Origin of the sequence: Roseiconus lacunae (assembly GCF_008312935.1) — a bacterium.
Lineage (GTDB): Bacteria > Planctomycetota > Planctomycetia > Pirellulales > Pirellulaceae > Stieleria > Stieleria lacunae.
The window spans coordinates 354,171-377,638 of sequence record NZ_VSZO01000010.1 but is presented as its reverse complement, the minus strand read 5'-3'; the positions used below and the strand labels follow the sequence as shown (position 1 = coordinate 377,638).

Below are 23,468 nucleotides of genomic sequence, written 5' to 3'. Positions count from 1 at the left end.
GAGTTCGTCGTCTTGTCAGCTGCCAAGCGTTAGCTTTTGAATTTCTACCCAAACACTCGATCTACTGATGAACCCCAAGGCGAACCGATGAATCCTGAAACGCGCTTCGATGCGACCGACAAGCGACTTATCAATTGCAACCAAGTCGATGTCAATCAACTGATGCCATTAAAATACCATTGGGCTTGGGAACACTACACCAACGGTTGTGCGAACCATTGGATGCCGACCGAGGTTCCGATGACGAAAGACATCGAAACATGGCGAAGCAATCGGTTATCCGATGCAGAACGCCGGGTGATCATGCGGAATCTTGGTTTCTTTTCGACAGCCGAAAGCCTTGTCGGCAACAATTTGGTGCTTGCGATCTTCAAGCATGTGACCAACGCCGAGTGCCGGCAGTACCTTTTGCGACAGGCCTTTGAGGAAGCGGTCCATTCGCACACATTCTTATATGTCGTTGATTCACTTGGTCTCGACGAGGGGGAAGTCTTCAATATGTACCACGAAGTTCCTTCGATCGCTCGGAAGGATGCCTTCGAAACGGAGTTGACCGCAGAGGTGTTATCGGAAAATTTCTCGACCGCGACCGATGCCGGTGCGCAGGCATTCCTGAAAAATCTGATCGGCTACTACCTGATCATGGAAGGCGTGTTTTTCTACACCGGATTCGTGATGATGTTGTCATTTCATCGTCGCAATTTAATGACTGGAATCGGAGAGCAGTTTCAGTACATTCTGCGTGATGAAACAATTCATCTTAATTTTGGGATCGACCTGATCAACGGCATTAAGGCCGAAAATCCCCATCTCTGGACACCGGAATTTCAGCAAGCGATGGTCGATCGCGTCAAGCAAGCGGTCGAACTAGAACTGGATTATGCGAGCGACTGTCTGCCTTCAGGAATCATGGGACTGAATGCAGAATTGTTCCGTGACTATGTTCAGCACATCGCGGATCGGCGGCTCGAACGCATCGGACTTCCGATGCAATACGGATCATCGAATCCGTTCCCGTGGATGAGCGAAACGATGGACCTTGCCAAAGAAAAGAACTTCTTCGAAACAAGGGTCACCGAATATCAATCGGCAGGAAGTTTGAGCTGGGATTAGTCTGTCGTCGAGGTTCGGAGAAAGGTTCGGGGCGTCCGAGTTATTGATCGTCGAATCGTTCTTGTCATGTCCGGTCAGTAGCTGCAGGCAGCAAACATCCGTCAGCGAAAATTCATGCCCATCGTTTTCAGAACGGTCCTCACTTCCAATCGACAGAGAACTGCACGTCGGTACTGATCATCGCGTCACGTTCGTCGGTGACCGACAAGTACCAGAGCGTCGCATCTGATGGCACGGTGGCACTTAAAAGATCGCCATCGATCGACGCCGTTTGAGTTCCCCATGACCTGCCGACTAACGGGCCATGGTCTGTCGTGAAATGAAGTGACGCGGTCTTGATAGGCGTCGACGAATCGATTTTGGTTTTGGCGATCCCGTTCGTCGTATGCAGCGACTCTAGCTTCGGCAACGGCTTACCACCACTGACATGCTGATCGATAAACAGTCCGATCTCATTTGGCAACCATCCGGCGACATGGCCATGCGGCATTGCGACTTCGATCCGTAACTGCTTCGGCCCGGCAACCGCCTGGAAACTTTTCATATAGCTGTCGAGCGGATAGTGCTTGTCGTTTGTTCCGTTGACAAGCAAGATCGGTACGTCGCACTGAGGCAACCATGCCGATGGATCGTAGTCGCGGATCCATTGTTGACGTTGGTCGCCCGATAGCGCATCGATCATGGGCTTTTGGACCGATTCTCCTTCATAAAGAAAGCCACAACCGTAAACCGGTACCGCGGCTGAGAAACGATCATCGAGCGAAGCAACAAGACAGGTCATGTAGCCACCCCAGCTAATTCCGGTCACCGCGGTGCGTTCCGCATCGACTTCGGGGAAACTGCGAATCAGCGAGTGAGCCTGGATGACGGCGGCTACCGCGTAGGGTTGCCATTCGTCGCTGCGATCACCGCCGATGTTGTTGAACTTCGCTTGATGGTTCGCTTCGGGACCGCCACTTGGCAAACGAGTTCGTTCGACACGACGCTGAATGATCAGTTCGCGCGTCTTTGGATTGAACCGTGGGGCCTCCGGTCTTCGCCCCGAAAGATCCATCGCAATTGCCGCATAACCACGTTGCGCCCATAGCCATGCCCATTCCGAAAACGCCGTTCCTCCACCGCCGTGAATCAGCACCACGGCGGGTAGGTCTTTGTCCAGCGACGGATCGCCATTGACAGTCCCCGGAGTGGCGTAAAAGGCAAACACCTCGGTCGGCTGAGCATCCTCTCCTTGCTTATCGCCGGGGCGATGAGCAATTGATTCAAGTTCGTACGTCAACGATCGAACCGGGCTTTCACGATCGAGCCAACGCATTGCCGGAGTCTGTTTCCACCGTTCGATCTGCCATGGACCGGAGGCATCACCGGACTGGGCATCAACCACCACGGTCGGGAACGCAATTAGGATCGCCACCCAGACCGCGAGTATCCATCTCGGATGAACACGAGGCTTCAGGTGACTGAAGATATGCCAGCGATTGCGGGGGTGTCTCATTTCGTCGTTTTCCAAGGGCACGTCACGTCAATGTGACAGAGATCATAACGCGAAGTCCTGGAAAAGGTTCGGGATTCACCGGCGACACGCCGTTCCCAGCTTTTTTGCCGGTCCTCGCCGGCAATCTGCTAGACTGAACGGTGACTTCTCTTCTTCTCATATTCGGGTCAATGCTATGCACGAAGAACGACCAGACGAATCTGTCGGGCTTTGCGATCGATGCCTGAAAGAACTCTACCGTGGCCGAGGCGAGTTCTATGAGGTCGACATTCATGCCCGAGTCGACTCGTCACCGCCGATCCTGGATTCTCCCAACGCTTTGTCGCTCGAAGAAATCGAGGCCGAGTGGGGGAAGGTCATTCAACAATTAGAATCGACTCCTCGTGTGGATGCAGAAAACCAAGTCGAAAGCCGACGGCGATTGCTAATGTGCTCCCCTTGTTTCCAAGTCTGGATCGATGAACCTTCCGGGCAAAACTAACCAGGCAATGCCGATCACGGCGTCAACACGTGTTCACGCCTTACGGATTTTCTAAATCCGCCTTGCTCAGTATCCGTATCGGGTCTATCAATGGAATGTTGCCCCCACGCCTTCGCTTGAAGGCAAATTTGCTAGCAAGAGAATTGGAATCTCGTCTGGTGTTACAGCGTTTCCTCATCCACCTGTTGATCGCGTACGTCAAGCTTTTGCGATGGACGTGCCGAGTCCGGCCGATCGACGATCCGCGTGAAGAGATCCGCAATCAGGGGCAGACATACATCTTTGCCGCCCTACATGCTCAGCAGTTGGCCACGATCGTTCCGGCCGAGCCCGGGACGGGCGCGTTGGTGTCACGCAGCGAAGACGGGGAATTGATTGCCAAAGTTTTAGAAACGACCGGTGTCATCCCGATTCGTGGCAGCGGTGGGGCCCGTCGCAAAGGCGGCGCGGCGGCATTGCTGGCACTGGTGCATCATGTGCAAAGTGGGCAGCCAACCTATTTGGCCGTCGATGGGCCGAAGGGGCCACGTGGAACGGTGCATCCCGGAGTCGCGATGCTATCCCAGAAAACCGGCGCGCCGGTGCTGCCGCTTTCATTCATCCCCCAGTTTCGTTACGTCATCAAACGGTCGTGGGATCGGGTTCAGATCCCATTGCCGTTCTCTCGGATTGATTGCCGGTTCGGCGAACCGCTTTACCCCATCGATGGCGAATCGGTTCGCGACCATGTCGCCCGCATCCAGCAAGCGTTGATGGATCTGGAACAGGAAACCGATCCGGGGGAAGCAGAACAAGCCCGCCTAGCTGCCGAGGCTCGTGCGACTGCGAAAGCCAAACGAAGCCAACGAGCAGCCAAAGCCCAACCGGCCAGCGGTTCGAGCGCTGACGCCAATTCCACATCGCCCCCCGAAGCTGATGCGGCTTAGCGTCTAAATTCCCGACCGGCTCATTCGTGTTCCAATGGTGCCGATGAGTGTTTCTCGATCTAACCCCATCCCTTCGATTTAAACTGCCGACCGCTACTGGCGATAAACAAGATCGTAGTCTCGATAGACGTCGAGACCTTCGAATCCGTAACCGTACTGGGCCGAGCCTTTACGGCGAACCTTCGTGATACGGCCACCGGAACGTTCAAGCGCCGGATGAGATCCAGTCTGATTGATTTTGCGCCAGACTTGGTTTTCATCTAGCAACAGATTCAGGTCTGATTCCTCCGCCAAACGGTACTGGGCAGTCCCCGGACGGACTATCTCTTCGGGCAGCGTGATGGTGTGCCAAATATCACTTCCCGGGGTTTGGAATTGCAGTTGTAGACTCAGCTTCGCCGGCATTTCGGCACGGCGTAGTTCGTACTGCAGTGTGTACGAACCGTTGGCCCGGGTGACCCACTTCATGTTCTCTGAAATCATCATGCCCTGCCGCGAATCATCGACACCATAGCGTCCGAACCGGGGAATCGGAAACGTTGCCGGGGAATCGAAATAGGTGACCGTGTCGGGGGCATTGCGCAAATATGCTTCGCGAATTTCTTTTCGATACTCCCGTCTCTTCCAATAAGACTTGGCAAGTTTGTTTGCGGTATCGCGTTGGGCTCGGTCGGCAGTTTCTCGGTGTACGGCAGCTTGCAAGGCTTGCTCAAGCAGCACGTCTTGCTGTTGTTTGATCGCGCGGGCATCGATTAATTCTGCCAGCACATTGCACCCTACTTCCGTTTCGGCGAATTGATAAGTTTCAATCAGCGATGCGATTTCAGATTGGATCTCTTCGACAAAGGCCAACTGCTTCTCAAGATCCTCCGCGACCGACTTGGCATGCAGGTACCCATGCTTCGCAAGGGCCCGCGCCGCAGCCTTGAGTGCATCGGTTTCCGAGCAAGGGCACTTCGGCTTTTCTTCGCAATCACACTGGATCGCTTCTCGGGTTTCAAAAAGAGCTTGCAGTTGATGCAAGTGCTTGAATTTTGAGAAGAACTCCTTGTAGCGATCTCGTAGTGCTTCACTCGCGATGTTGTCAAGCGCTTGCGTCGTCGGTTTTTGACGCGGCAATTGAATCGAGAGCGGCTGCTTCACTTGCAGGACCCCGTGAATTTGATTGAGGCCGTTGATCACTTCGTCGAGCAACTCGACACCTTCGCGTTCCAGGAAAGACGCTAAGTGCTTTAACATCGCATCGCGATCGGCCAGCTTGTCGTTGAGTTGCTTGTGACGCTGGGCGAAGAACTTACAAACGTTGGCGTCACAGTTTCGACAGTTCCATTGCTTGACAACGCGTCGAAGTTTTTGATGTTCTGCAAAGAGATCGATTCGAGCCTCATCGATGTCTTGCTTCAGCTCGATCCATTCTTTCATGGCGTTCTCGAGGTTCTCTAGATTCGCCGAAACCGTTTCGGCTGGATCCGCTTTCGCAGGAGATCGTTCGCCGATGTCATGCGATAATTTTGTGTCGACTTCCCATTTTGTAGGCTCCTCCGGCTGACCGGCGGGAGTTTGGGCAACGCCCTCGGGCTGATCTGTCAGACGGTTGACTCGCTCTTGCTCTCGATTCAAATTTTCGTCGATCCTGTTCATGATCTCTAATCGTCGATTTTGAATCTCGCGATTGCGGTTGAGCTGTTCCACCGCTCGATTGAGTTGCTCACGATCTTTGCGGAGCTTTTCTTTTCCTGCATCCACTTTCTTCTGAGCTTCTTCTCTTGATTCATCCGTTCCGACCAGCACGGTGGCTCGGTCGAACAAGTCGGCAGACGTCGTCTGGTTTTCTTGCTGAAGCTTTTGGCATTCGATGTGATCACTTGTAAATTGCAACGGGCTTTCCAGCGAAGGCAGTGTCGGTAGGAGCGGGGCGACTGTTTGGAACACCGGTAGCTTGTTGCCATCAAGCGGAGTATCAATTGAAACGTGTCGATCCGGCGTGTGGAATTGAACCCACGCGGTGTTGGAAGGCTGGCTGGAAAGGTCGCAGCTTTGGCTACCGATCGATCGAACTTGAATGCGATAGCGCCCCGGCGGGACATGCTTGGCAAGCTCGACTGCAACGCAGCACTGTTGATCAACCTGAACCTGACAGATTTCCATCCCATCAAGATCGACTGCGACTTGATCTTGAGGATCGACACCGGCGAGTTTCAACGTGACGTCTCCGTTGGTTTTGATCGGAAGTCGAATCTGGTGCGCACTTGGCGTCTGTTTCCCTTGGGCAACGGCGATGATTTCTGGGGTTGGAGGCTCGAGCACTTCAAATCGCAGCGGCGCGCTCATCGGACTCCACTGCGTCTTTCGCAAGTAAGTCACCTGCAGCAGATGACGTCCGAGCGGTGGGCAAGAGACTTCATAGTGAATCGTATTGACGAGTCCTTCCTGTTGTGAGTGAGGGTCGATCACGACCGATTCGTCACGCTTGATCAAAGCCGACGGGGAGATCATGTTTCCGTTAAGCCAAAATCGAATCGCATCAATCGACTCGCCATCGACATGAGGAATCAGAAGTGTGAATTCCAACGGTCCGTAGTCCACGGTCGCCCAGCGACTTGGTCGGTCTCCACTGTGTAGCCTTCCCTGCTGGGGTTGCGTCGACGTCAGCGTCAGCTTCGCCGGAACCATAGTATTGGCGGTCGGACCGCCAAAGACAGGCAGCCCACGGGACTCGTCCCCAATTGGGAGCATGCTTCCGTCTTCGTCGCAGCATTGCTCGAAAGACGGGGCGGGCGGTGCCAGGGCGGGCGGCTTTGATTTCGGAAGTGTTTCGGGCATCAACACCGACTGCGGCTCTGTCGAGCGAACACCCGGCGGGATCGTTTCGGTGACTTGGTCTGTCTCTGACGACGGAGCGTTCTCGGGCGATTGCAACGTGATCCCTTCGGTCGATCCGCTGACGTTTGGTTTGGAAGCAATTTCGCGATGGCTTTGACCGGAGGCCACCGAAGTCAAAACGAGCCAACTGAGCAGAGCGAACGAAGGGGCGGTGCGAGCGTTCATGGTGCAGTCGTCGTGGCGTGGAAAAGTCGGGTTAGGTCGAGAATTCGACGAATAACGATGATAGCCCGAGCCAAGTGGCCTCGGAAACGAACTTGGGGTTTCTCGACCAATCCGATGGAGCGGGGGCCGATTATGCAAGCCTTAGCGAATAGCTCGGTCGTTCGACGTTTTCGTCTCGATTCAACGGTTGGATGAAGCTCGCTTCGGCGGTAGATTGAAGGGATGGATGCTACCGCAAAAAAACTACCGACCATTCGTCAGCTGCCGCCAAATCTGATCAACCAAATCGCCGCCGGCGAGGTCATCGAACGGCCGGCTTCGGTTGTGAAGGAACTGCTTGAAAACAGCGTCGATGCAGGCTCGACACGAATCGAGGTATCGATCGTCGGCGGGGGCACGGAGTTGATTCGCATCAGCGACAACGGGTGCGGCATGTCTTCCGATCAGTTGCCGCTTGCCCTGGCCAGTCACGCGACCAGCAAATTGCCCACCGACGAAGCGTTGTTTCATGTCAGTACGCTCGGGTTTCGCGGGGAGGCGCTCGCGTCGATTGGCAGCGTTTCCCAACTGACCATTCGCAGCCGCGTCGATGGTGAAGACGCGGGCAACGAGATCCAAGTGCGCGGTGGTGTCATCGAACCGCCGGTGCCTTGCGGTTGCGGCGTCGGGACGGTGATGGAAGTCCGCAATCTGTTTTTCAACACGCCGGTTCGTCATCGATTCCTCAAAACGGCGGCCACCGAAAAGGGGCACATTGTCGAAGCATTCACCCGGATCGCACTGGCGAATTCGCACATTCATTTCGTGCTCAATAACAACGATAAACCACTCTACGATCTGCCTGTCACAGAACGCTGGAGTGATCGTATCGAAGCATTCTTCGGTGGCGAGATCGCAGACAGCTTGATCCCAATCAGCAGCGATGACGCCCAGATCAAGGTGTCCGGTTACGTTTGCGATCCGTCAGTCAGTCGCGGTAATTCGCGGATGCAGTATCTATTTCTAAATGGACGGCACATCCGTGATCGATCGCTTCAACATGCACTCGGTGAAGCCTACCGAGGGTTGTTGATGGTCGGTCGACACCCCGTTTGTTTTTTGCGGATGTCGATGCCGGCGGAGATGATTGATGTCAATGTTCACCCGACCAAGTTAGAAGTCCGGTTCACCGATGGCGGGCGAGTCTATAGTCGATTGCTGCAAACGCTTCGGCACCATTTCTTGACCACCGACATGACCCAACGAGTCGGCCCGCCTCCGCCGGCCGAGGACGTGGCGCTGGCGGCGCCACCGCCCAATCGCGGTGAACAAGCTCACCGCCAATCGGTGATCGAGTGGGCGCGGACTGGCCGGTCACCCGATGAAGTGTTTGTCTCGCCGAGCCGCGGCGGTGACACCCAACCTGTCGCGACGCCATCACTGATGAGCGGCGCCGATGGCAGTGCCGCATCGCTACGTTCAATGCCCGGGCCCGGAGGCGTTCCCGACTTTCGTCCTTATCCGTCGGGGGCATCGCTACCATCTTCGGCGCCGTCGCTGCCGCCACCACGAGAGCCGGGATCTTTCGGCACTCCCAACACCGGCTCCGACGAGAACACTGCGCCCGGCGAGAACACTGCGCCGTGGGAGATCGATGAAAGCGGTGAATCCTCCGCCGGCGGTGCGTCCGCTTCGGGTGCCATCAACAACCATCCCAGCGTTTGCTACTTGGGATTCCAAGTTCACAACCGATATTTGGTTACCCAAGACGAAAAGGGCATGGTGGTCATCGATCAACATGCCCTTCATGAACGTGTGCTTTACGAGCGGGTCAAAAAGAAGGTACTCGACAGTGGACAAGCGCTTGAATCACAAGGTCTGCTTGTTCCCGAGCCCGTTTCAATGACGCCAAGTGAACGGACCGCGGTTCTGGAGCACCAAGAGACGTTGAAGCAAATCGGAATGGAGATCGAAGACTTTGGCGGAGAGACGGTCGTGATTCGATCTTACCCTGCGATCCTGCGGCGATCGCCGCCGGCGGAAATGCTTCGCACGCTAATGGAGTCGGTGCTTGGCGGCGGCAAGAAACCTGAGCCGATCGAGCTACTGAACCACTTGCTCTCGACGATCGCGTGCAAGGCAGCGGTTAAGGCGGGCGACCCATTGTCGGCCGAAGAAATCGAGGCGTTGTTGGAACAAAAAGACCTCTACAACGACACGCACCATTGTCCGCACGGCCGACCGACGGCACTCTTCTTTAGCCGCGACGAACTCGATCGTATGTTCGGAAGATTAGGACCACGCGGCAAAGCTTAATCGCTTCAATCAATCTGGAATCGACATTGTGAGCACCGCCGTTTCGTCCTCGTCTGTTGACGTCACCCTGCGAGGCCACCGTCTGCGTTTGCTCGCCGTCGGTGGTGTTTACCATCGTGACCAAGGCTTCTTGCTTGTCGCCGATCTGCATCTGGGAAAGGACACCACGTTTCGCAAGTACGGCTTGGCAGTACCTCGTGGTGCGGCATCGGCGACGATTGCGAAAGTCGAACGGTTGATCGAAGCGACAGATCCCGAGCAGGTGTTTTTTCTTGGCGATATGTTCCACGCAAAAAGCGCGCTCTCGGATGACCTTCATCAGCAGATTGTTGCCTTTCGCGATCGCCACCGTCGCCTCGCGATGACACTGGTCCGTGGAAATCACGATGCTTCGTTTTGCAAGTTACCCGACGTGTGGGCGATCGAATCGGTCGGTGAAGGTTTCACAATCGGCAACGTGCGTCTGTGTCATCATCCGATCGAATCGTCTGCCGCCGAAGGGTTGGCTTTTGCCGGCCACGTGCACCCATCGTTTTCAATGCAATCGGCAACAGAACGACTCGGACGTCTGCCGTGCTTCTGGTACTCGCGAGGTTGCTTGGTCCTGCCCGCCCTTGGGGAGTTCACGGGGACCCATTCCGTCCGTCACGACCGAGACGAAGATCGGGTCTGGATCGCGGCGGACGAGACAGTGCTGGAGGTCCCCTATCGATCTGCGGCGAAGATCTCTCGCCCGGGCTGACCGGAGGGTTCGGGATGCGCTACAATGAATCTCGAACCTTTCCAAAAATGGATGCATCCCAACCGGTGAGCCGACGGCGCTAGCGTCCGGTATCTCGCTCGACTTTGCGACTCCGGATCGACGCAAACGCATTCGAACCACAGTTTTCGGGTAGGTTCTCATTGCAGTTCTTCTAGAAGTGGCGCATCGATGCAAAACGAACCGACCATCATTTTATCCGGAACGGATCCCGACCTTCCCCGCAAACTGCCATCGGGGCTGGGTCGGTACAAAGGCCGCCGTCAGATCGGCCGTGGAGGTAACGGTGTTCTCGAAGGGGCGTTTGATCCGGTGACCGGTCGAACGGTTGCGATCAAAATGTTGCCCTTTGATATTCATGCGGTCCCCAACGAACGCCGTCGGCTGCTGCGCGAGGCCCGGGTGACGGCCCAGCTTCAACACCCCAACACCGTGCCGGTCTATGAAATCGGCAACGATTTGGTGCACGGGATTTACTTCACAATGAAGTTAATCTCGGGTGAAAACCTCTTCGAAATCTTAAAACGGATCGCGACCGGCGACGAAGCAACCGAGAAAGCCTATCCGGCCGTCAGGCGTGTTTCCGCGCTCGGCGGCGCCTGCCAAGCTCTTGCCTACGCGCATGCCCGTGGGGTCATTCACCGCGACGTCAAACCAGAAAACATCTGGGTGGGCAACTTTGATGAGGTGTATTTGTTGGACTGGGGGACGGCTAAGGTTTGGGGATCAATGGACGATCAAACGGTTGTCCGCTATGACGCTACGGCGCTCAAAAAAGCTGAAGAAGAACAACAGCTACAAACCTTGACCGGGGGAGGTCAACGGCCCGGCACGCCGCTATACATGTCTCCCGAGCAGATCCAGGGAACGCGGACGATCGATGAACGCAGCGACATCTTCAATGCGGGCGTCTGCCTGTATGAATTGTTGGCGATTCGCGAGCCTTTCCGCGGAGCGAACATTGACCAAACGTTTCGCAACATCATTCACGCCGAAGTTCCTCCTCCGAGCGAAAAAGCTCCGGAACGAAATATTCCCAAACTCGCCGACGAAGTGGTCATGCGGGCTCTGAAAAAACGTCCCGCCGAGCGGTATCAGACGATGCGCGAACTGATCGACGCGATTCTGGACATCGTCCAACTGCTTGACCAGGACTGATTCGTATCAATGTGTGGAATCACCGGAGCAGTCTGGCTAGACGAACGTGCGGCGATCGATGCGCCCCTGCTGACACGAATGACCGATGCGATCATGCATCGTGGTCCCGACGATGATGGTCATTGGATTGATCCCCGGCAAGTCGACGGGCAGGGGAGAAACTACGGTGTTGCACTCGGCTTTCGCCGCCTTTCGATCATCGATGTTGCCGGCGCTGCCCAACCGATGGGCAACGAAGGCGGTAGCCTGCAAATGGTCTTCAATGGCGAGATCTACAACTACAAAACGCTCCGCCGCCGTCTCGAGGGTAACGGCCATCGCTTCAAGACCGATGGCGATGGCGAAACGATCGTTCATCTTTATGAAGATTTGGGCACCGGATGCTTTGCCGAGCTCAACGGCATGTTCGCGATCGGACTATGGGACCAGCGCCGAAGTCGACTTATCCTTGCCCGAGATCGCATCGGACAAAAGCCGGTTTACTATGCGTTCGACGGACAGCGTCTTGTCTTTGGAAGCGAACTGAAATGCCTGGCCGCCGTCGAGGGTGTTTGCGAAGAACTTGACCCCGCGGCAATCGATGAATTCCTGACCTATCAGTACGTCCCTTACCCCGGGACGATTTGGAAAGGCGTTCGCAAATTGCCGCCAGGGCACTATCTCGTGCTCGAAAAGGGCAACCTAAGCGTTCACAAATACTGGGATTTTGATCCAACCCTCGAACGTCCAGTCAGTCGTGATCAGGCGGTCGAACGACTCCGTGAACTGCTGACCGATTCGGTTCGCTATCGACTGCAAAGCGATGTACCGCTGGGGGCCTTCTTGTCAGGAGGAATCGACTCGTCGTTAATCACCGCCCTCGCCGCAGCCCAACGCGACGAACCGATTCGTACCTTTAGTATCGGCTTTCCCGTCGCCGATTTTGATGAAACCGAACACGCCGCAAAAGTCGCCGCGCACCTCGGCACCGATCACCAACGCTTCGAAGTCGACCCAAGTGGTGCCGAGATCATCGAAAAGCTTGTCTGGCATTTTGACGAACCCTTCGGTGATTCGTCCGCGGTCCCAACCTGGTACCTGTCCGAGCTGACTCGTCGCGAAGTCACCGTCGCGCTCTCCGGTGACGGCGGTGACGAATTGTTTGCCGGTTACGAGCGTTACAGAGCGCTTTGGTTAAGCGTTCGCTTGCGACGAATGTTCCCCATTCACCGGATGCCCGGAATCGGCCTCGTTCAGCGACTCCCGGACAGTAACAAGCAGTATTCACTTCTCCGGCGAGCGAAGCGGTTTTTCGAGGCGCTCGAACAACCCGAGGCACGGCGTTACCTGAACTGGTTGCAAATTTTCCCCGAACGCATGCGTGCCGATCTTTACTCGGACGACTTCGTGCAACAGTTACCGGGCGAAGATCCGTTTGAATTTCTCGATACAGTCTGGCAGCAAAGTGAAGGGCGTGACGTCGTCACACGAGCCTCGATCACAGACCTGCTGTCGTATCTGCCGTGTGACTTGTGCACGAAAGTCGACGTCGCATCGATGGCACATGCCCTAGAGGTCCGTCAACCGATGCTCGATCACCGTGTCGTTGAATTCGCTAGCTCGCTTCCTGTCGGGCTTAAATTTCGTGGCAAACGCGGCAAATTGCTGCTCGAAAATGCATTTGGCGAGCTTATCCCGCGTTCGATTTTTCACCGGCGAAAAATGGGATTTGGCATACCGATTGGCAAGTGGTTCCGCGAGGAACTCAAGCCAATGGTTCACGATACCTTGCTAGCCGACAACGCCAAGATTGGTCCTTTCTTTAATCGTGAGTCCGTCGAACGATTGGTCGGACAGCACGAGCGAATGGAGAACAATCACGGCTATCGACTCTGGAATCTGCTTATTCTTGAGCAGTGGTTGCGACGGTGGACCTAAGCGGTCGCGATCAACTCGGCGGTCCAGTCGCGGCACCACCGGCGCAGCGAATCTCGGCTCGGGCGGTATTGCCAGGAGGGTGATCGGGCTTTTGGTTATGGCGCATCACAAGCCTCGCTTGCCACTAAGTCTGTTTAGTGAAGGGCTCTTTCACCTTGCCGAATCACGCTGAATTTACACGTCGGGCACACATGCTCGTCTTCTAGGCAAGTACCTGCGCGCTCTCTAGGCAAATCAAGTCGGCTGCCCGCCATTCGCTGCTGTGATCAGAGCATTCGGAATTCTTTTTGGTTTTTTTAAAGTCTGTTCAATGCTGAACTTACGTCCGCCACTCGGGTTGCGTTGAGGGTTTTGGCTCGCAGTGTGCCAAGTAGTGCTGTCGATCGAGCGGACGATCGCATTCCCAAGTTTCCACTCAAAAATGAACCGATGGATGGCCCGGGCAGGAGAGGTGACGAGCGGAGTCGTGCCGTTTGCTTGGATGCGGTTTGGCGAGGCCGGATGGAGATACGCCGACCGACATCGCCAGGAGTTTGACGGTTTCGAACACCTGGTTGTCGTGCCGACTGAATGTTGGCTCAACATTTTTCCGTATTCACCAGAGAGATTGTAAGAATGACTCACCTTGGAAAGTGGTTGATGCCACTTGCGCTGCTCGTCGCAGCAGTCACAGTCATCGGGCTCGACAGCCCCGAAGTGTTTGCCCAAGATGCGGCCGAGACGGCGGCGGAAGTTGTCGAAGAAGTCCCCGTCGAAGAGGCCCCCGCGGAAGAAGCCGCTGCTGGCTTCGATGCCCAGGATTACAACTACACGATCAACAGCTTGATCATGTTCGTCTGTGCGGTCTTGGTCTTGTTCATGCAGGCAGGCTTCGCGATGGTCGAAGTCGGGTTGAACTCGGCCAAGAACACCGTGAACATCCTCGCGAAGAACGTGATGGATATCTCAGTCGGTGTGATCTTGTTCTTGTTCATCGGTTACGCGTTGATGTATCCGGGAGCCCCGGAAGACGGCGTGTACCCGGACTCATGGATCATGGGCGGCTACCTGGGTGCACCATCGGCATTTGTCGGTGCGGACGACCCGACTAGCGGTGATTTCAGTAACTCTGCCGACTTCTTGTTCCAAGTCGCCTTCGCCGCGACGGCTGCAACCATCGTTTCCGGTGCGGTTGCCGGCCGAATGAAGTTCGGTGCTTACTTGATCTACAGTGCAATTTTGACGGGCATCATTTACCCGATCAGTGGCTCCTGGAAATGGGGCGGTGGCTTCTTGGCCGAGATGGGCTTTCAAGACTTCGCGGGAAGCGTCGTCGTCCACGCTGTCGGTGGTTTCGCCGGTTTGGCCGGTGCGATCGCTCTTGGGCCGAGGCTCGGTCGCTACACTGCCGATGGCAAAAGCGTTCCATTGCCCGGACACAACATCGCTTTCGCGGCTCTTGGTGTGTTCATCCTGTGGGTGGGATGGTACGGATTCAACCCCGGTAGCCAACTGACCTACGCCGGTGGTGCCAACGCTGCCGCAACTACGTACATCGCATTGACCACCACGATCGCCGCAGCAGCGGGAGCCATCGTTGCCATGCTCGTCGGCTGGGCTCTGTTCAGCAAGCCCGACCTCACCATGGCCCTCAACGGTGTCCTCGGTGGTTTGGTCGCCATCACCGCAAACTGTGACCGTGTTTCGCAAATCGAATCGCTTGTCATCGGCGGCATCGGTGGTGCACTGGTTGTTTTGGGAATCGTGTTGCTCGACAAGCTCAAGATCGACGATCCGGTTGGGGCATGGCCGGTTCACGGGTTGTGCGGAGTCTGGGGCGGGATCGCCACCGGGATCTTCGGCGACCTTCCCGACGGGATCGAAACCGTTGGAGCGTTCATCACCGTTCAAGTGATCGCGACCGTCGTCATCTGTGCTTGGGCCTTCATCACCATGGGTGCCCTGTTCTTCGTGCTCAAAGCGATTGGCATGCTGCGAGTCAGTGCTGAAGAAGAGCAAGCAGGTTTGGACGTGTCCGAGCACGGCATGCAAGCTTATCCGTCAGACGCCTTGGCCGGACAAGCTGTTTCATAGTCTACCTACCGCTGCCCCGCTCTCGGCGGAGTCTCTTTGCCGGGGGCGGGGCAACCGAACATCGTGAGAACTTCTCGGCTCTTGCCTGGGCCAGAAGCGGCCCGGCTCGGGCGAGTGTCCGCCTCGCTCGTCCGAGTTTGGGCTTTCTCGCGGGACTTAATCACTACGCGACGCAAAGCCGGTGACCGCCGTAATCGTGGTCCCGGCTTTGTTTCGTTGGCGGTTCTCGGTTATGCTCCGAAATTGACAACGAAACCGGAGGGCTTCGCCCGAACCGCCGCAGGATGGCACCCGGTTTCCGGCGAACATCCGCGGTGCATGCCATGCGACCGCTCCCCCAATCCAACTGAGACGAAGCAACGAGGGACCCCACTCCGTGAAGCTTATCATCGCAATCATCCAGCCTTCCAAGCTTGACGCCGTTAAAGAAGCTCTCACCGAAGTCGATGTACACCGACTGACGGTGCTTGATTGCCAAGGGTTCGGGCGACAGAAGGGCCAGACGGGAAACTACCGTGGCACCGAATTCAGCGTCAACTTGTTGCGAAAAGTGCAGCTGCAAATCGCGGTCAACGAGGAGTTCGTGCGTCCGACGATCGAAGCGGTCTTGGCCGGTGGCCGCAGTGGAGAAAGCGGCGAGATCGGAGACGGGAAGATCTTTGTCCTCCCGATGGATGACTGCATCCGCATCCGCACCGGCGAACGCGGAAGTGAAGCGATTTAATCAGAAGGGCGCGTCTTCTTCACCGGCAGCGTCAAACGCATCGTTAGCGTCACTGACACGCTCGACCATACCGTCGCTGGAATTGCCGTTTCCGGTGATCCGAAACGAGGTCGCTTCGACATTAACGAAGAACCGGACTTCGCTATTGGCATCCTTTTGCCACCGCCGACCGTTCAGCCGGTACGTGATCTCGACTTCATCGCCTTCGTTCATTTCGTCGACACTGTCGCACGAATCACGTGTGAACTCGACCGGGACAAAATTGGTAAAGCTGCCCTTGTCTTGCTCCAAGACGACCAGACGCTTTCGAAACCCTTTGCTTCCGTAAGTTTTTGTTTCTTCGATTAGATGGACGACGCCCGTAACAGACGGATCGCTCATAGATACGGCTCAATTTAGGTGGCAACTCTGACTTCTGGCTCGCTCACGAATCTCGCGAGCCTTCGCGGCGGACTCCTTTCCGTCGATCTTCGCCAGTTTACCGGAAGAAGGCGACCGCGGAAATGTGGTCGCAACGCCGAAATCTGATTAGATTGTGTGGCCGAAGGTCAACTCGAAGATTGCCTTCGCGGGTTTTCGATCTAAAATTCCCGCCCCACATGTCCCCCCTCCCGGAGAATCCGCGATGCTTCGTCGTCTGATCCTGTGTTCACTTTTTGCCGCTTCCACCGTCACCACCGGAGCGGTTGCCAAGGCCGAGAACAACGCTACCGCCGCCCCCGCCGAACAAGACGGCATGACCGTGCTGTTTGACGGCAAGTCGCTCGACGGCTGGGACGGCGACCCAACGCTTTGGGAAGTCCGTGACGGCGTGATCCATGGTGAGACGACCAAGGAGAAGGTCGCCAAAGGAAACACGTTCCTGATTTGGAAAGACGAACTTGCCGACTTTGAGCTGCGTCTCTCGTTCCGCTGCACCGCATCGAACAACTCCGGCATCCAGTACCGATCGCAACGTGTCGACACCAAGAAATCGTCTCCCAACCAATGGGTCCTGCGTGGCTATCAGCACGAGATCCGGAACGAAGAAGACTTCCCCAACGTCCCTTCGTTCATCTATGACGAGAAAGGCTCGCGTGGACGAATCTGCTTGGTCGGTGAAAAAGCGGTTTGGAACAAAGACGGCAAAGAACTCATCGGCGAACCGTTGATCAGCAAAGAAGAATTCAAGGAGTTGATGAAAGTCGACCAGTGGAACGATGTCGTGATCATCGCCGAGGGCAACCGCATCCGCCACTACCTCAACGGCCGACTGGTTCTCGACTTCACCGACAACCACCCCGAGAAATCCTTCTCCAAAGGCTTCCTAGGCCTTCAACTGCACGCCGGAAAACCGATGTGGGCCGAGTTCAAAAACATCCGCCTCCGCACCCTGTAGCCAAAAAAGGTGTCAGGACTCTTTTCGGGCCCGCGACAGCCCGTCTGACGGCCACCTGCGAGGTAAATCGTCGGTGATTGGACTTGCTTGACCTTCGTGGATCCCACCCGGGATCCACGATACCGCTTGGGCGAAAATGCTACTGGAAGCCCCGGCTTCTGTCCTCTGAGCTGAGGATAGCACTGACTAAAATCGCAACGTCTCTACGCTTGCGGAATTCTAGCTAACACCAAATACTGAGGTCACTTCTAAGCAGGCATCTTCGCCGGTCGCCTCCCGGATCAAGCTTACACCGAGAGTTCTCTGTAAGTTATCTTGATGACACTATGTCATCGAATGGAACTGCCGCTTTCTATCGCAGAACTCGACTTCTCGGTATTGCCGGGTTGGTCTTTGCCGCCTCTCTGATCTTCCTCAGATCAGGGCAATCTTCGCGATCGCCGACATTAAACGAGCCGTCTCTTTCGCTCGCGCACTCCGCCACAGCGCCCCAAACGCTTCGGTCGGCCAGCACAAAGCCGATCGAAGAGATCCGCGTCGGTGACCGAGTCCTGGCAAGGAACCCAGAAGTCTCTGACGCCGAACGCCAGCACTGGCATGATCCCGATTGGACCGACTGGCTGCACCTCAGTCTGATCATGTCCAAGCCGGACGGATCGAAAGTCAACATCGAGCTGCTGCGCCCCGAGTCCTGGGTTCTGGGGCGTGTTTCATTTGCCACAGACAACTGGAACCTCAGCGGAGCCTGCCCCGATTTCGGAGCGACCTCGCAAATCGGTGAAAAGCAATCGTGGCACCTTCTTGAGCTTGATCTGCCACAAGCGAAAGAAGATTGCTCTGTTCCATTCTCGCCGCTGCGCCCAGTCTTTCGCGGTATCGCGCTGACATTGGCTCAACGCCAAACCACCGACGACGATTTTCCCGGTGTGACGGTGCAGGTGGACCTACCGGAAATGGGTGCGTCAGGGACGGCCTTCGTCAGGGCGGTCAATCCGTGTCCGCCGATCCGTTCAGGCGAAGGGCAGCCGGTCACCGCGACGTTTGCGCATCGATCGACGACGCCAATCTTAGACGTTGTATTTGAAGGCGAAAGCAAACCGATCGGCGTCACCGACAATCATCTCTTTTGGAGCATCGATCGCCAGCGGTTCATTCCCATTGGCCAGATGGCAATCGGCGAGCGAGTTCAGACCCATTCGGGCGAGACCAAACGCATCGAGGGGCGATTACCCAGACCCGGCCCACAAGTCGTCTACAACCTCGAAGTCTACGGTGAGCACGTTTACTTCGTGGGGCAACAAGGCGTGCTCGCCCACAATCTATACGAAGTCAACGGCAACGTCGTCTATCGCGATGCGTACGATGAGTTACTGCATTCTCCGAAAGCCGCTGCTCCAGTCGGCACGCATGCCCTCAAGGATGTCACCGATTTCTCAGAGCAGCTAGGAATCAGCCACAATCGCGCCCGTGCGAGGCTTCGTAGTGCCCTAGGAAGTTCCGCCCCAAACCAAGCACATCACATCATTCCGTGGCAAACCCGCAGCCATGAATTAATTCAACGTGCGGCAAGAGGCGGCTTCAACATCAACGGGGTCGAAAATGGCATTAGTCTCGCTCGAACACAGCATCTGGGGTCACATCCGAAATACAACAGTGCAATCATACGGAAACTAGATGAGTTGTTGGTCAACAATCCGGGACTTTCGGATGCACAATACGCTGACTTATTGCGTGGCTACGTGAACCGCCTTCGCAATGGATTGGAAAGAAGTGAGAGCATGCTTCACTGAGGTAAAGACAATGGATTTTGACACTAAAAATTCGGGGCGTCACTCGATCTATTCAGCAACGATTAACTCGAGCGAAGCCTCGAATATTAAATCTTGCCTTGAGGGATTTTGGACAAAGGTAGCGGCATGCTTTGATGGCGAACGCATTGATTACCTTCGTGTTGAATTATGGGCTGATTCGGGACGGCTGATCTGCTTCGGGGTTGGCGAGGCGGGGGAGCAACGAATTGGTGAATGCACGATTCAAGTGACGATCAATCAATTCGCTGAAGATTGGCTTGAAGTCGAAGAGTCATCGGATGAAGAATTCGACTCGAAGACAGATCAGTTGAATCGACGCTATATCGCGTTCTCGGAACTGGCACGCCGACGACAGGCGCCTGCAATTCCCGTGAAATACTTCGACACCGATTCCGACAAACCCCTTAAATAGGTGGCGAACGCGGTTAACCCAGGAGGCTCGTGGGTTTGGCAGGATTCTCCCTAAAGGAGAAACGCCGCGCAAGATGGAGAGCTGTATCAGCGTCACCAGCGGTGTTTTGAAGGAATGATCATATCTCCATGTACGCCCAAGCGACCGCCAATTCCAAAGCCTGGCGAGCGTAGAAGCATGACGTGCGAGGATCGGGAATCGCTGTTGGCTCGGCTTTCGTGGCCGTTTCGCGGATGTCGTTCCATTCGGCGGACAGGAAATCAAAGTTGCTCATGGTGATTTCTTGAACACTAATCTGCACTAATGGAACACTAATCCAGACGAGCAGACCAGCCAGGCCATTAGTGTTCGATCAGTGAAGATTAGTGGTTTTCCCTCCTCCTCCCTACAAAACGATTCGTTTCCATTCCAGTTCCCCTGACGATCCGTAGTTGATCAAGTACCCGACCCTCATCTTGCTGATTCACATGTAATTGAATAGTTGGGCTTGGTGTTCCGGGGCAAGAGCTTTGGTCGCTTTCAATTCAACGACGATTTCGTTGAAAACCAGCAAGTCAGGTCGATAGACGGTCGTCAGCAGCTGGTCCTTGTATTTGACTTGGATTTCAGCTTTGCTGAGGAAGGGGATCTTGCGGAGGCCGAGTTCGATCTCGAGGCTTTGCTGGTAGATCTCCTCCGCCATGCCATATCCCAGCACGTTGTACACCTCGAATGCCGCTCCCATTAGATCGTAACCTTCTTGTTTTAACATGCTTGTCGCCCCGCGAGCTTTATTAGTGGTTGGGAATTGGGAGCACTGATCGGCACCAATGGGACACTAATCAGAGCCGGTGAGTGAAAGTCTTTCCACTCGGTGGATAGGAAATCAAAGCTGCTCATCGGGTGCCCTCCATCATCACAGTTCGACTCGGAATGCTCGTTGTTGGAGTGAAAAGAAGGTCCATCCGAGAGGTTTATGAATTCCGCCATTTTATCCAGGGATGAAGCAACCCCTATGATCCAAGCCTGCATCGACCATCAATTACGGGGTGGTGCACGATGGTGAATTCCCAGTTCGGCTATTGGTCGGTGGCCACCAACATCACGCATTTTTTGAGTGTGCAGAGATCCGGCTCGGCGGCATCGTCCACTGTAGAAATTTTGCGGCAAAGACGAGCTGAATTCTTGTTAAAATTCGATTGGCAGAGAGGATGGTGGGAGAACACGCTCTCTCTGTGGGAGCGACAGAACTTCAATCCCTATTAAGAGTTCGACCATGAGAATCATAGCGCTATGCCTGATCATCGTGTGCCGGTTTTCGGCAAGCGCGATGTGCGAAACTGACCCGGATAAAACGGGACGCTTAGTTGACTTGCTGGCAGACTACCAAGTCAACCAAGATCAAATTTACAAGTCGAAATTTGCATTTCTTGGGAAAGGCATTCAGGTTCGTGACAAAAGAGGTGCCACGTCGGTTTCGGATCGGTGGTTCCTCAGCGTGCATGAATCAAATGCGCGCCGATTGGACGCTAGCAGCATTGTGGTTAGCCATGCAACTGGGAGGTACATCGAATCGTGGAAGCAGTTCCTGCGTTATGACGGGAGGTCGTCGTACCGTCCTAGCTTGGAAAGTGATGTAACGATCGATATTGCGAGCGAAGAATGGAAGAACAACGAGGACTACTGGAAGCAGGACAGGCTATTCCTGTCGGTGCCACAACCGCTGAGGCACCTGCTACGAACGACTCACGGTTATTCATACTGGTCGGATGTCAATAGTTCGAGTGGAAGTGAATTTTTAATGAGCGATAAAGCCGAGCTATTGGAATGCACTTTTACCAAAGACAGAGACATCACAGCTAAATTCAGTCTTGAGTCAAATTTTCCTCTCTCTATGGAGATACTCTTTAGCAAGCAATGCGACTACTTCCCTATCAAAGTCGTTCGATCAATTGTTTTGCGTGGGCAAAAGAAGACTGAGAGCATTCTTGAGGTCGACTGGTTGCAGAAAAATGAGTTGCATGTCCCCAGTGCGATACGGTTGGTGAATCCGCCTCTTGCTCCATCAAGTTCAAAACTGCAAATGGAAATTGAGTTCGACTGGAAGTTTGGGGAAGAAATCCAAGCAAAGATTGATCCAAACTCAAAGGATTGGCGTTCGCCCTTCAAGGACACATTTGAGGCGTCCTGGCAGGTTCGCGATAGCGATGCCCCTTTGTTGTCGGAAAACAAATAGGCGTTGTCTCAATGTCGTTCCATAAGTGATCGCCCGAAGTTGCAAGGGGTATCGAAGTGTTTCGATGGAAAGAGCGACAACTGTCGAGTAGGAATGGAATTCAGCGGTACTCTCCAAAAACGAGTGAGGCTTTACACACAGACCTGCACACGTCTGATGAATTCTTACCATAGCAGTTGGAAAACATGGAACACAAAGCATTCATTTTTGACTACGAATCGTTTGAGCAAGAACTCCGAATGACGCTGGAAGTAGCATTGACTACGGGTGACTGTGATGCATTGCTTTCGTTCATTAGCAACAACAAAGAGTCTTTGTCTGATCCGTATGAAGGCGAACCGCTTGATGATGACTGTAAGAGAATGATCGAAATCGAAGATGCACACCAATATGGAGACTTTTCCTTAACTCGTTACTATTCTCCCCAAAAAGACATTGGCCTTGGTTCGTCTTGGAATGTTGTCCAGGAACTACTCGCAAGCCTCGGCGAGATTCCAATCTCACCGATTCGTGGTTTGACGATTGGGCCTGCATCGGAACCATTTGATCCTGGAAAAGCAGGTTCCTATTTCCAGATTGCGGAACGAGTTCAGGAGAGTCTTGCCAGTCTGGAAATGCATTCGAAAAATGCATCCGAGCGAAGAACTAAGTGAAGCGGTTGACTTATTGGAAGACGCTGCAAACTCCAGAAAAGGATTGTATGTGACGTTTTGATTGAGTCGTACAGTCATCTTGCTTCGCGAGACCGAACATCAGTTTCGGCTGTTCGATGCGATTTCCAAAGACATTCGCGACCCGAGACGCTCAGATCGCATTCGATACCGCATCAACGAATTGATTCGTGAACGTATTTTTGCCATGGCCGTTGGCTGCTCCGCCCAAGACGATGTCGAAGGCTTGCGCGCGACTGCCAATTCCAAAGCCTGACGAGCGTAGAAGCAGGGCGTCGCGGGTTGGGAATCGCTGTCGGCTCGGCTTTCGTGGCCGTTTCGCGGATGTCGTTCCATTCGGCGGACAGGAAATCAAAGTTGCTCATGGTGATTTCTTGAACACTAATCTGCACTAATGGAACACTAATCCAGACGAGCAGACCAGCCAGGCCATTAGTGTTCGATCAGTGAAGATTAGTGGTTTTCCCTCCTCCTCCCTACAAAACGATTCGTTTCCATTCCAGTTCCCCTGACGATCCGTAGTTGATCAAGTACCCGACCCTCATCTTGCTGATTCGCATGTAATTGAATAGTTGGGCTTCGTGTTCCGGGGCAAGAGCTTTGGTCGCTTTCAATTCAACGACGATTTCGTTGAAAACCAGCAAGTCAGGACGATAGACGGTCGTCAGCAGCTGGTCCTTGTATTTGACCTGGTGTTCAGCTTTGCTGAGGAAGGGGATCTTGCGGAGGCCGAGTTCGATCTCGAGGCTTTGCTGGTAGATCTCCTCCGCCATGCCATATCCCAGCACGTTGTACACCTCGAATGCCGCTCCCATTAGATCGTAACCTTCTTGTTTTAACATGCTTGTCGCCCCGCGAGCTTTATTAGTGGTTGGGAATTGGGAGCACTGATCGGCACCAATGGGACACTAATCAGAGCCGGTGAGTGAAAGTCTTTCCACTCGGTGGATAGGAAATCAAAGCCGCTCATCGGGTGCCCTCCGTCATCACA

At 54.7% G+C, this 23,468-nt stretch carries 21 protein-coding genes; 15 read left to right on the top strand and 6 right to left on the bottom strand.

Annotation, left to right across the window (positions count from 1 at the left end):
- The first annotated feature begins 87 nt into the window (after positions 1 to 87).
- Positions 88 to 1,113 (top strand): ribonucleotide-diphosphate reductase subunit beta, encoded by a 1,026-nt coding sequence (locus tag FYC48_RS15250; protein ID WP_149497576.1) that lies wholly within the window; start codon positions 88 to 90, stop codon positions 1,111 to 1,113.
- A gap of 139 nt (positions 1,114 to 1,252) precedes the next feature.
- Here the strand turns inward: FYC48_RS15250 and FYC48_RS15245 are convergent, their stop codons facing one another.
- Positions 1,253 to 2,608: an alpha/beta hydrolase family protein gene (locus FYC48_RS15245; protein ID WP_149497575.1), complete on the bottom strand. Its 1,356-nt coding sequence runs from the start codon at positions 2,606 to 2,608 to the stop codon at positions 1,253 to 1,255.
- Between the two features lie 175 nt (positions 2,609 to 2,783).
- Between FYC48_RS15245 and FYC48_RS15240 the strand changes: the two genes are divergently transcribed.
- On the top strand, positions 2,784 to 3,089 hold the full coding sequence (locus tag FYC48_RS15240) for a hypothetical protein (protein WP_149497574.1): 306 nt from the start codon (positions 2,784 to 2,786) through the stop codon (positions 3,087 to 3,089).
- 29 nt (positions 3,090 to 3,118) lie between these two features.
- Positions 3,119 to 4,015 (top strand): lysophospholipid acyltransferase family protein, encoded by an 897-nt coding sequence (locus FYC48_RS15235; RefSeq protein WP_160149548.1) that lies wholly within the window; start codon positions 3,119 to 3,121, stop codon positions 4,013 to 4,015.
- A gap of 93 nt (positions 4,016 to 4,108) precedes the next feature.
- Here the strand turns inward: FYC48_RS15235 and FYC48_RS15230 are convergent, their stop codons facing one another.
- Entirely contained in the window at positions 4,109 to 7,063 is a 2,955-nt protein-coding gene (locus tag FYC48_RS15230) for a hypothetical protein (protein ID WP_149497572.1), read from the bottom strand.
- Between the two features lie 222 nt (positions 7,064 to 7,285).
- Here FYC48_RS15230 and mutL point away from each other — a divergent pair, with 222 nt between their 5' ends.
- The 6 genes from mutL (at position 7,286) to FYC48_RS15200 (ending at position 15,990) form a co-directional block, all read left to right on the top strand.
- Positions 7,286 to 9,358 carry a DNA mismatch repair endonuclease MutL gene (mutL, locus tag FYC48_RS15225; protein ID WP_149497571.1) on the top strand — a complete coding sequence of 691 codons (2,073 nt, stop codon included), beginning with the start codon at positions 7,286 to 7,288 and terminating at the stop codon, positions 9,356 to 9,358.
- Between the two features lie 28 nt (positions 9,359 to 9,386).
- Complete coding sequence (gene pdeM / locus FYC48_RS15220) at positions 9,387 to 10,100, top strand: ligase-associated DNA damage response endonuclease PdeM (RefSeq protein WP_160149547.1); 714 nt, start codon at positions 9,387 to 9,389, stop codon at positions 10,098 to 10,100.
- Between the two features lie 189 nt (positions 10,101 to 10,289).
- The gene (locus FYC48_RS15215; RefSeq protein ID WP_149497569.1) at positions 10,290 to 11,276 is read left to right on the top strand and encodes a serine/threonine-protein kinase; all 987 of its coding nucleotides are present in this window, start codon (positions 10,290 to 10,292) and stop codon (positions 11,274 to 11,276) included.
- A gap of 9 nt (positions 11,277 to 11,285) precedes the next feature.
- Complete coding sequence (asnB, locus tag FYC48_RS15210) at positions 11,286 to 13,193, top strand: asparagine synthase (glutamine-hydrolyzing) (RefSeq protein ID WP_149497568.1); 1,908 nt, start codon at positions 11,286 to 11,288, stop codon at positions 13,191 to 13,193.
- Between the two features lie 639 nt (positions 13,194 to 13,832).
- Positions 13,833 to 15,266, top strand: coding sequence for an ammonium transporter (locus tag FYC48_RS15205; protein ID WP_149497567.1), 1,434 nt, complete (start codon positions 13,833 to 13,835; stop codon positions 15,264 to 15,266).
- Between the two features lie 376 nt (positions 15,267 to 15,642).
- Positions 15,643 to 15,990 (top strand): P-II family nitrogen regulator, encoded by a 348-nt coding sequence (locus FYC48_RS15200; RefSeq protein WP_149497566.1) that lies wholly within the window; start codon positions 15,643 to 15,645, stop codon positions 15,988 to 15,990.
- Here FYC48_RS15200 and FYC48_RS15195 read toward each other — a convergent pair whose 3' ends face one another.
- A complete protein-coding gene (locus tag FYC48_RS15195) occupies positions 15,991 to 16,371 on the bottom strand; it encodes a DUF3127 domain-containing protein (protein ID WP_149497565.1) in 381 nt (126 codons plus the stop codon).
- A gap of 244 nt (positions 16,372 to 16,615) precedes the next feature.
- Between FYC48_RS15195 and FYC48_RS15190 the strand changes: the two genes are divergently transcribed.
- The 3 genes from FYC48_RS15190 (at position 16,616) to FYC48_RS15180 (ending at position 19,591) form a co-directional block, all read left to right on the top strand.
- Positions 16,616 to 17,368 carry a 3-keto-disaccharide hydrolase gene (locus FYC48_RS15190; protein WP_149497564.1) on the top strand — a complete coding sequence of 251 codons (753 nt, stop codon included), beginning with the start codon at positions 16,616 to 16,618 and terminating at the stop codon, positions 17,366 to 17,368.
- Positions 17,369 to 17,694: 326 nt separating this feature from the next.
- Positions 17,695 to 19,158, top strand: a complete 1,464-nt coding sequence (locus FYC48_RS15185; RefSeq protein ID WP_149497563.1) for an AHH domain-containing protein — start codon at positions 17,695 to 17,697, stop codon at positions 19,156 to 19,158.
- On the top strand, positions 19,124 to 19,591 hold the full coding sequence (locus tag FYC48_RS15180; protein ID WP_149497562.1) for a hypothetical protein: 468 nt from the start codon (positions 19,124 to 19,126) through the stop codon (positions 19,589 to 19,591). Before FYC48_RS15185 ends, FYC48_RS15180 begins: the two co-directional genes overlap by 35 nt.
- 118 nt (positions 19,592 to 19,709) lie before the next feature.
- On the opposite strand, the gene FYC48_RS27825 is transcribed toward FYC48_RS15180, so the two are convergent.
- Both FYC48_RS27825 and FYC48_RS15175 read right to left on the bottom strand, forming a co-directional pair.
- Positions 19,710 to 19,865: a hypothetical protein gene (locus FYC48_RS27825; RefSeq protein WP_160149546.1), complete on the bottom strand. Its 156-nt coding sequence runs from the start codon at positions 19,863 to 19,865 to the stop codon at positions 19,710 to 19,712.
- Between the two features lie 189 nt (positions 19,866 to 20,054).
- Positions 20,055 to 20,342, bottom strand: a complete 288-nt coding sequence (locus tag FYC48_RS15175; protein WP_235034266.1) for a GxxExxY protein — start codon at positions 20,340 to 20,342, stop codon at positions 20,055 to 20,057.
- Positions 20,343 to 20,846: 504 nt separating this feature from the next.
- Here FYC48_RS15175 and FYC48_RS15170 point away from each other — a divergent pair.
- The 3 genes from FYC48_RS15170 to FYC48_RS15160 all read left to right on the top strand — a co-directional run bounded on the left by FYC48_RS15170 (position 20,847) and on the right by FYC48_RS15160 (position 22,733).
- Positions 20,847 to 21,806 carry a hypothetical protein gene (locus FYC48_RS15170; RefSeq protein WP_160149545.1) on the top strand — a complete coding sequence of 320 codons (960 nt, stop codon included), beginning with the start codon at positions 20,847 to 20,849 and terminating at the stop codon, positions 21,804 to 21,806.
- A gap of 185 nt (positions 21,807 to 21,991) precedes the next feature.
- Entirely contained in the window at positions 21,992 to 22,459 is a 468-nt protein-coding gene (locus FYC48_RS15165) for a hypothetical protein (protein WP_149497560.1), read from the top strand.
- 61 nt (positions 22,460 to 22,520) lie between these two features.
- Complete coding sequence (locus FYC48_RS15160) at positions 22,521 to 22,733, top strand: transposase (RefSeq protein WP_149497559.1); 213 nt, start codon at positions 22,521 to 22,523, stop codon at positions 22,731 to 22,733.
- A 220-nt stretch (positions 22,734 to 22,953) separates the two neighbouring features.
- Here FYC48_RS15160 and FYC48_RS15150 read toward each other — a convergent pair whose 3' ends face one another.
- Entirely contained in the window at positions 22,954 to 23,319 is a 366-nt protein-coding gene (locus FYC48_RS15150) for a GxxExxY protein (RefSeq protein ID WP_149497557.1), read from the bottom strand.
- Positions 23,320 to 23,468: the final 149 nt, after the last annotated feature.

Excerpts from the sequence above, each read along its gene's own strand:
- FYC48_RS15190 (WP_149497564.1), top strand. The coding sequence starts at position 16,616 with ATGCTTCGTCGTCTGATCCTGTGTTCACTTTTTGCCGCTTCCACCGTC.
- FYC48_RS15240 (WP_149497574.1), top strand. The coding sequence starts at position 2,784 with ATGCACGAAGAACGACCAGACGAATCTGTCGGGCTTTGCGATCGATGC.
- FYC48_RS15165 (WP_149497560.1), top strand. The coding sequence starts at position 21,992 with ATGGAACACAAAGCATTCATTTTTGACTACGAATCGTTTGAGCAAGAA.
- FYC48_RS15245 (WP_149497575.1), bottom strand. The coding sequence starts at position 2,608 with ATGAGACACCCCCGCAATCGCTGGCATATCTTCAGTCACCTGAAGCCT.
- FYC48_RS27825 (WP_160149546.1), bottom strand. The coding sequence starts at position 19,865 with ATGAGCAACTTTGATTTCCTGTCCGCCGAATGGAACGACATCCGCGAA.
- FYC48_RS15230 (WP_149497572.1), bottom strand. The coding sequence starts at position 7,063 with ATGAACGCTCGCACCGCCCCTTCGTTCGCTCTGCTCAGTTGGCTCGTT.
- FYC48_RS15170 (WP_160149545.1), top strand. The coding sequence starts at position 20,847 with ATGAGAATCATAGCGCTATGCCTGATCATCGTGTGCCGGTTTTCGGCA.
- FYC48_RS15180 (WP_149497562.1), top strand. The coding sequence starts at position 19,124 with ATGGATTGGAAAGAAGTGAGAGCATGCTTCACTGAGGTAAAGACAATG.
- FYC48_RS15150 (WP_149497557.1), bottom strand. The coding sequence starts at position 23,319 with ATGTTAAAACAAGAAGGTTACGATCTAATGGGAGCGGCATTCGAGGTG.
- FYC48_RS15185 (WP_149497563.1), top strand. The coding sequence starts at position 17,695 with ATGTCATCGAATGGAACTGCCGCTTTCTATCGCAGAACTCGACTTCTC.
- FYC48_RS15205 (WP_149497567.1), top strand. The coding sequence starts at position 13,833 with ATGCCACTTGCGCTGCTCGTCGCAGCAGTCACAGTCATCGGGCTCGAC.
- asnB (WP_149497568.1), top strand. The coding sequence starts at position 11,286 with ATGTGTGGAATCACCGGAGCAGTCTGGCTAGACGAACGTGCGGCGATC.
- FYC48_RS15195 (WP_149497565.1), bottom strand. The coding sequence starts at position 16,371 with ATGAGCGATCCGTCTGTTACGGGCGTCGTCCATCTAATCGAAGAAACA.
- FYC48_RS15250 (WP_149497576.1), top strand. The coding sequence starts at position 88 with ATGAATCCTGAAACGCGCTTCGATGCGACCGACAAGCGACTTATCAAT.
- FYC48_RS15175 (WP_235034266.1), bottom strand. The coding sequence starts at position 20,342 with ATGTTAAAACAAGAAGGTTACGATCTAATGGGAGCGGCATTCGAGGTG.
- FYC48_RS15215 (WP_149497569.1), top strand. The coding sequence starts at position 10,290 with ATGCAAAACGAACCGACCATCATTTTATCCGGAACGGATCCCGACCTT.
- mutL (WP_149497571.1), top strand. The coding sequence starts at position 7,286 with ATGGATGCTACCGCAAAAAAACTACCGACCATTCGTCAGCTGCCGCCA.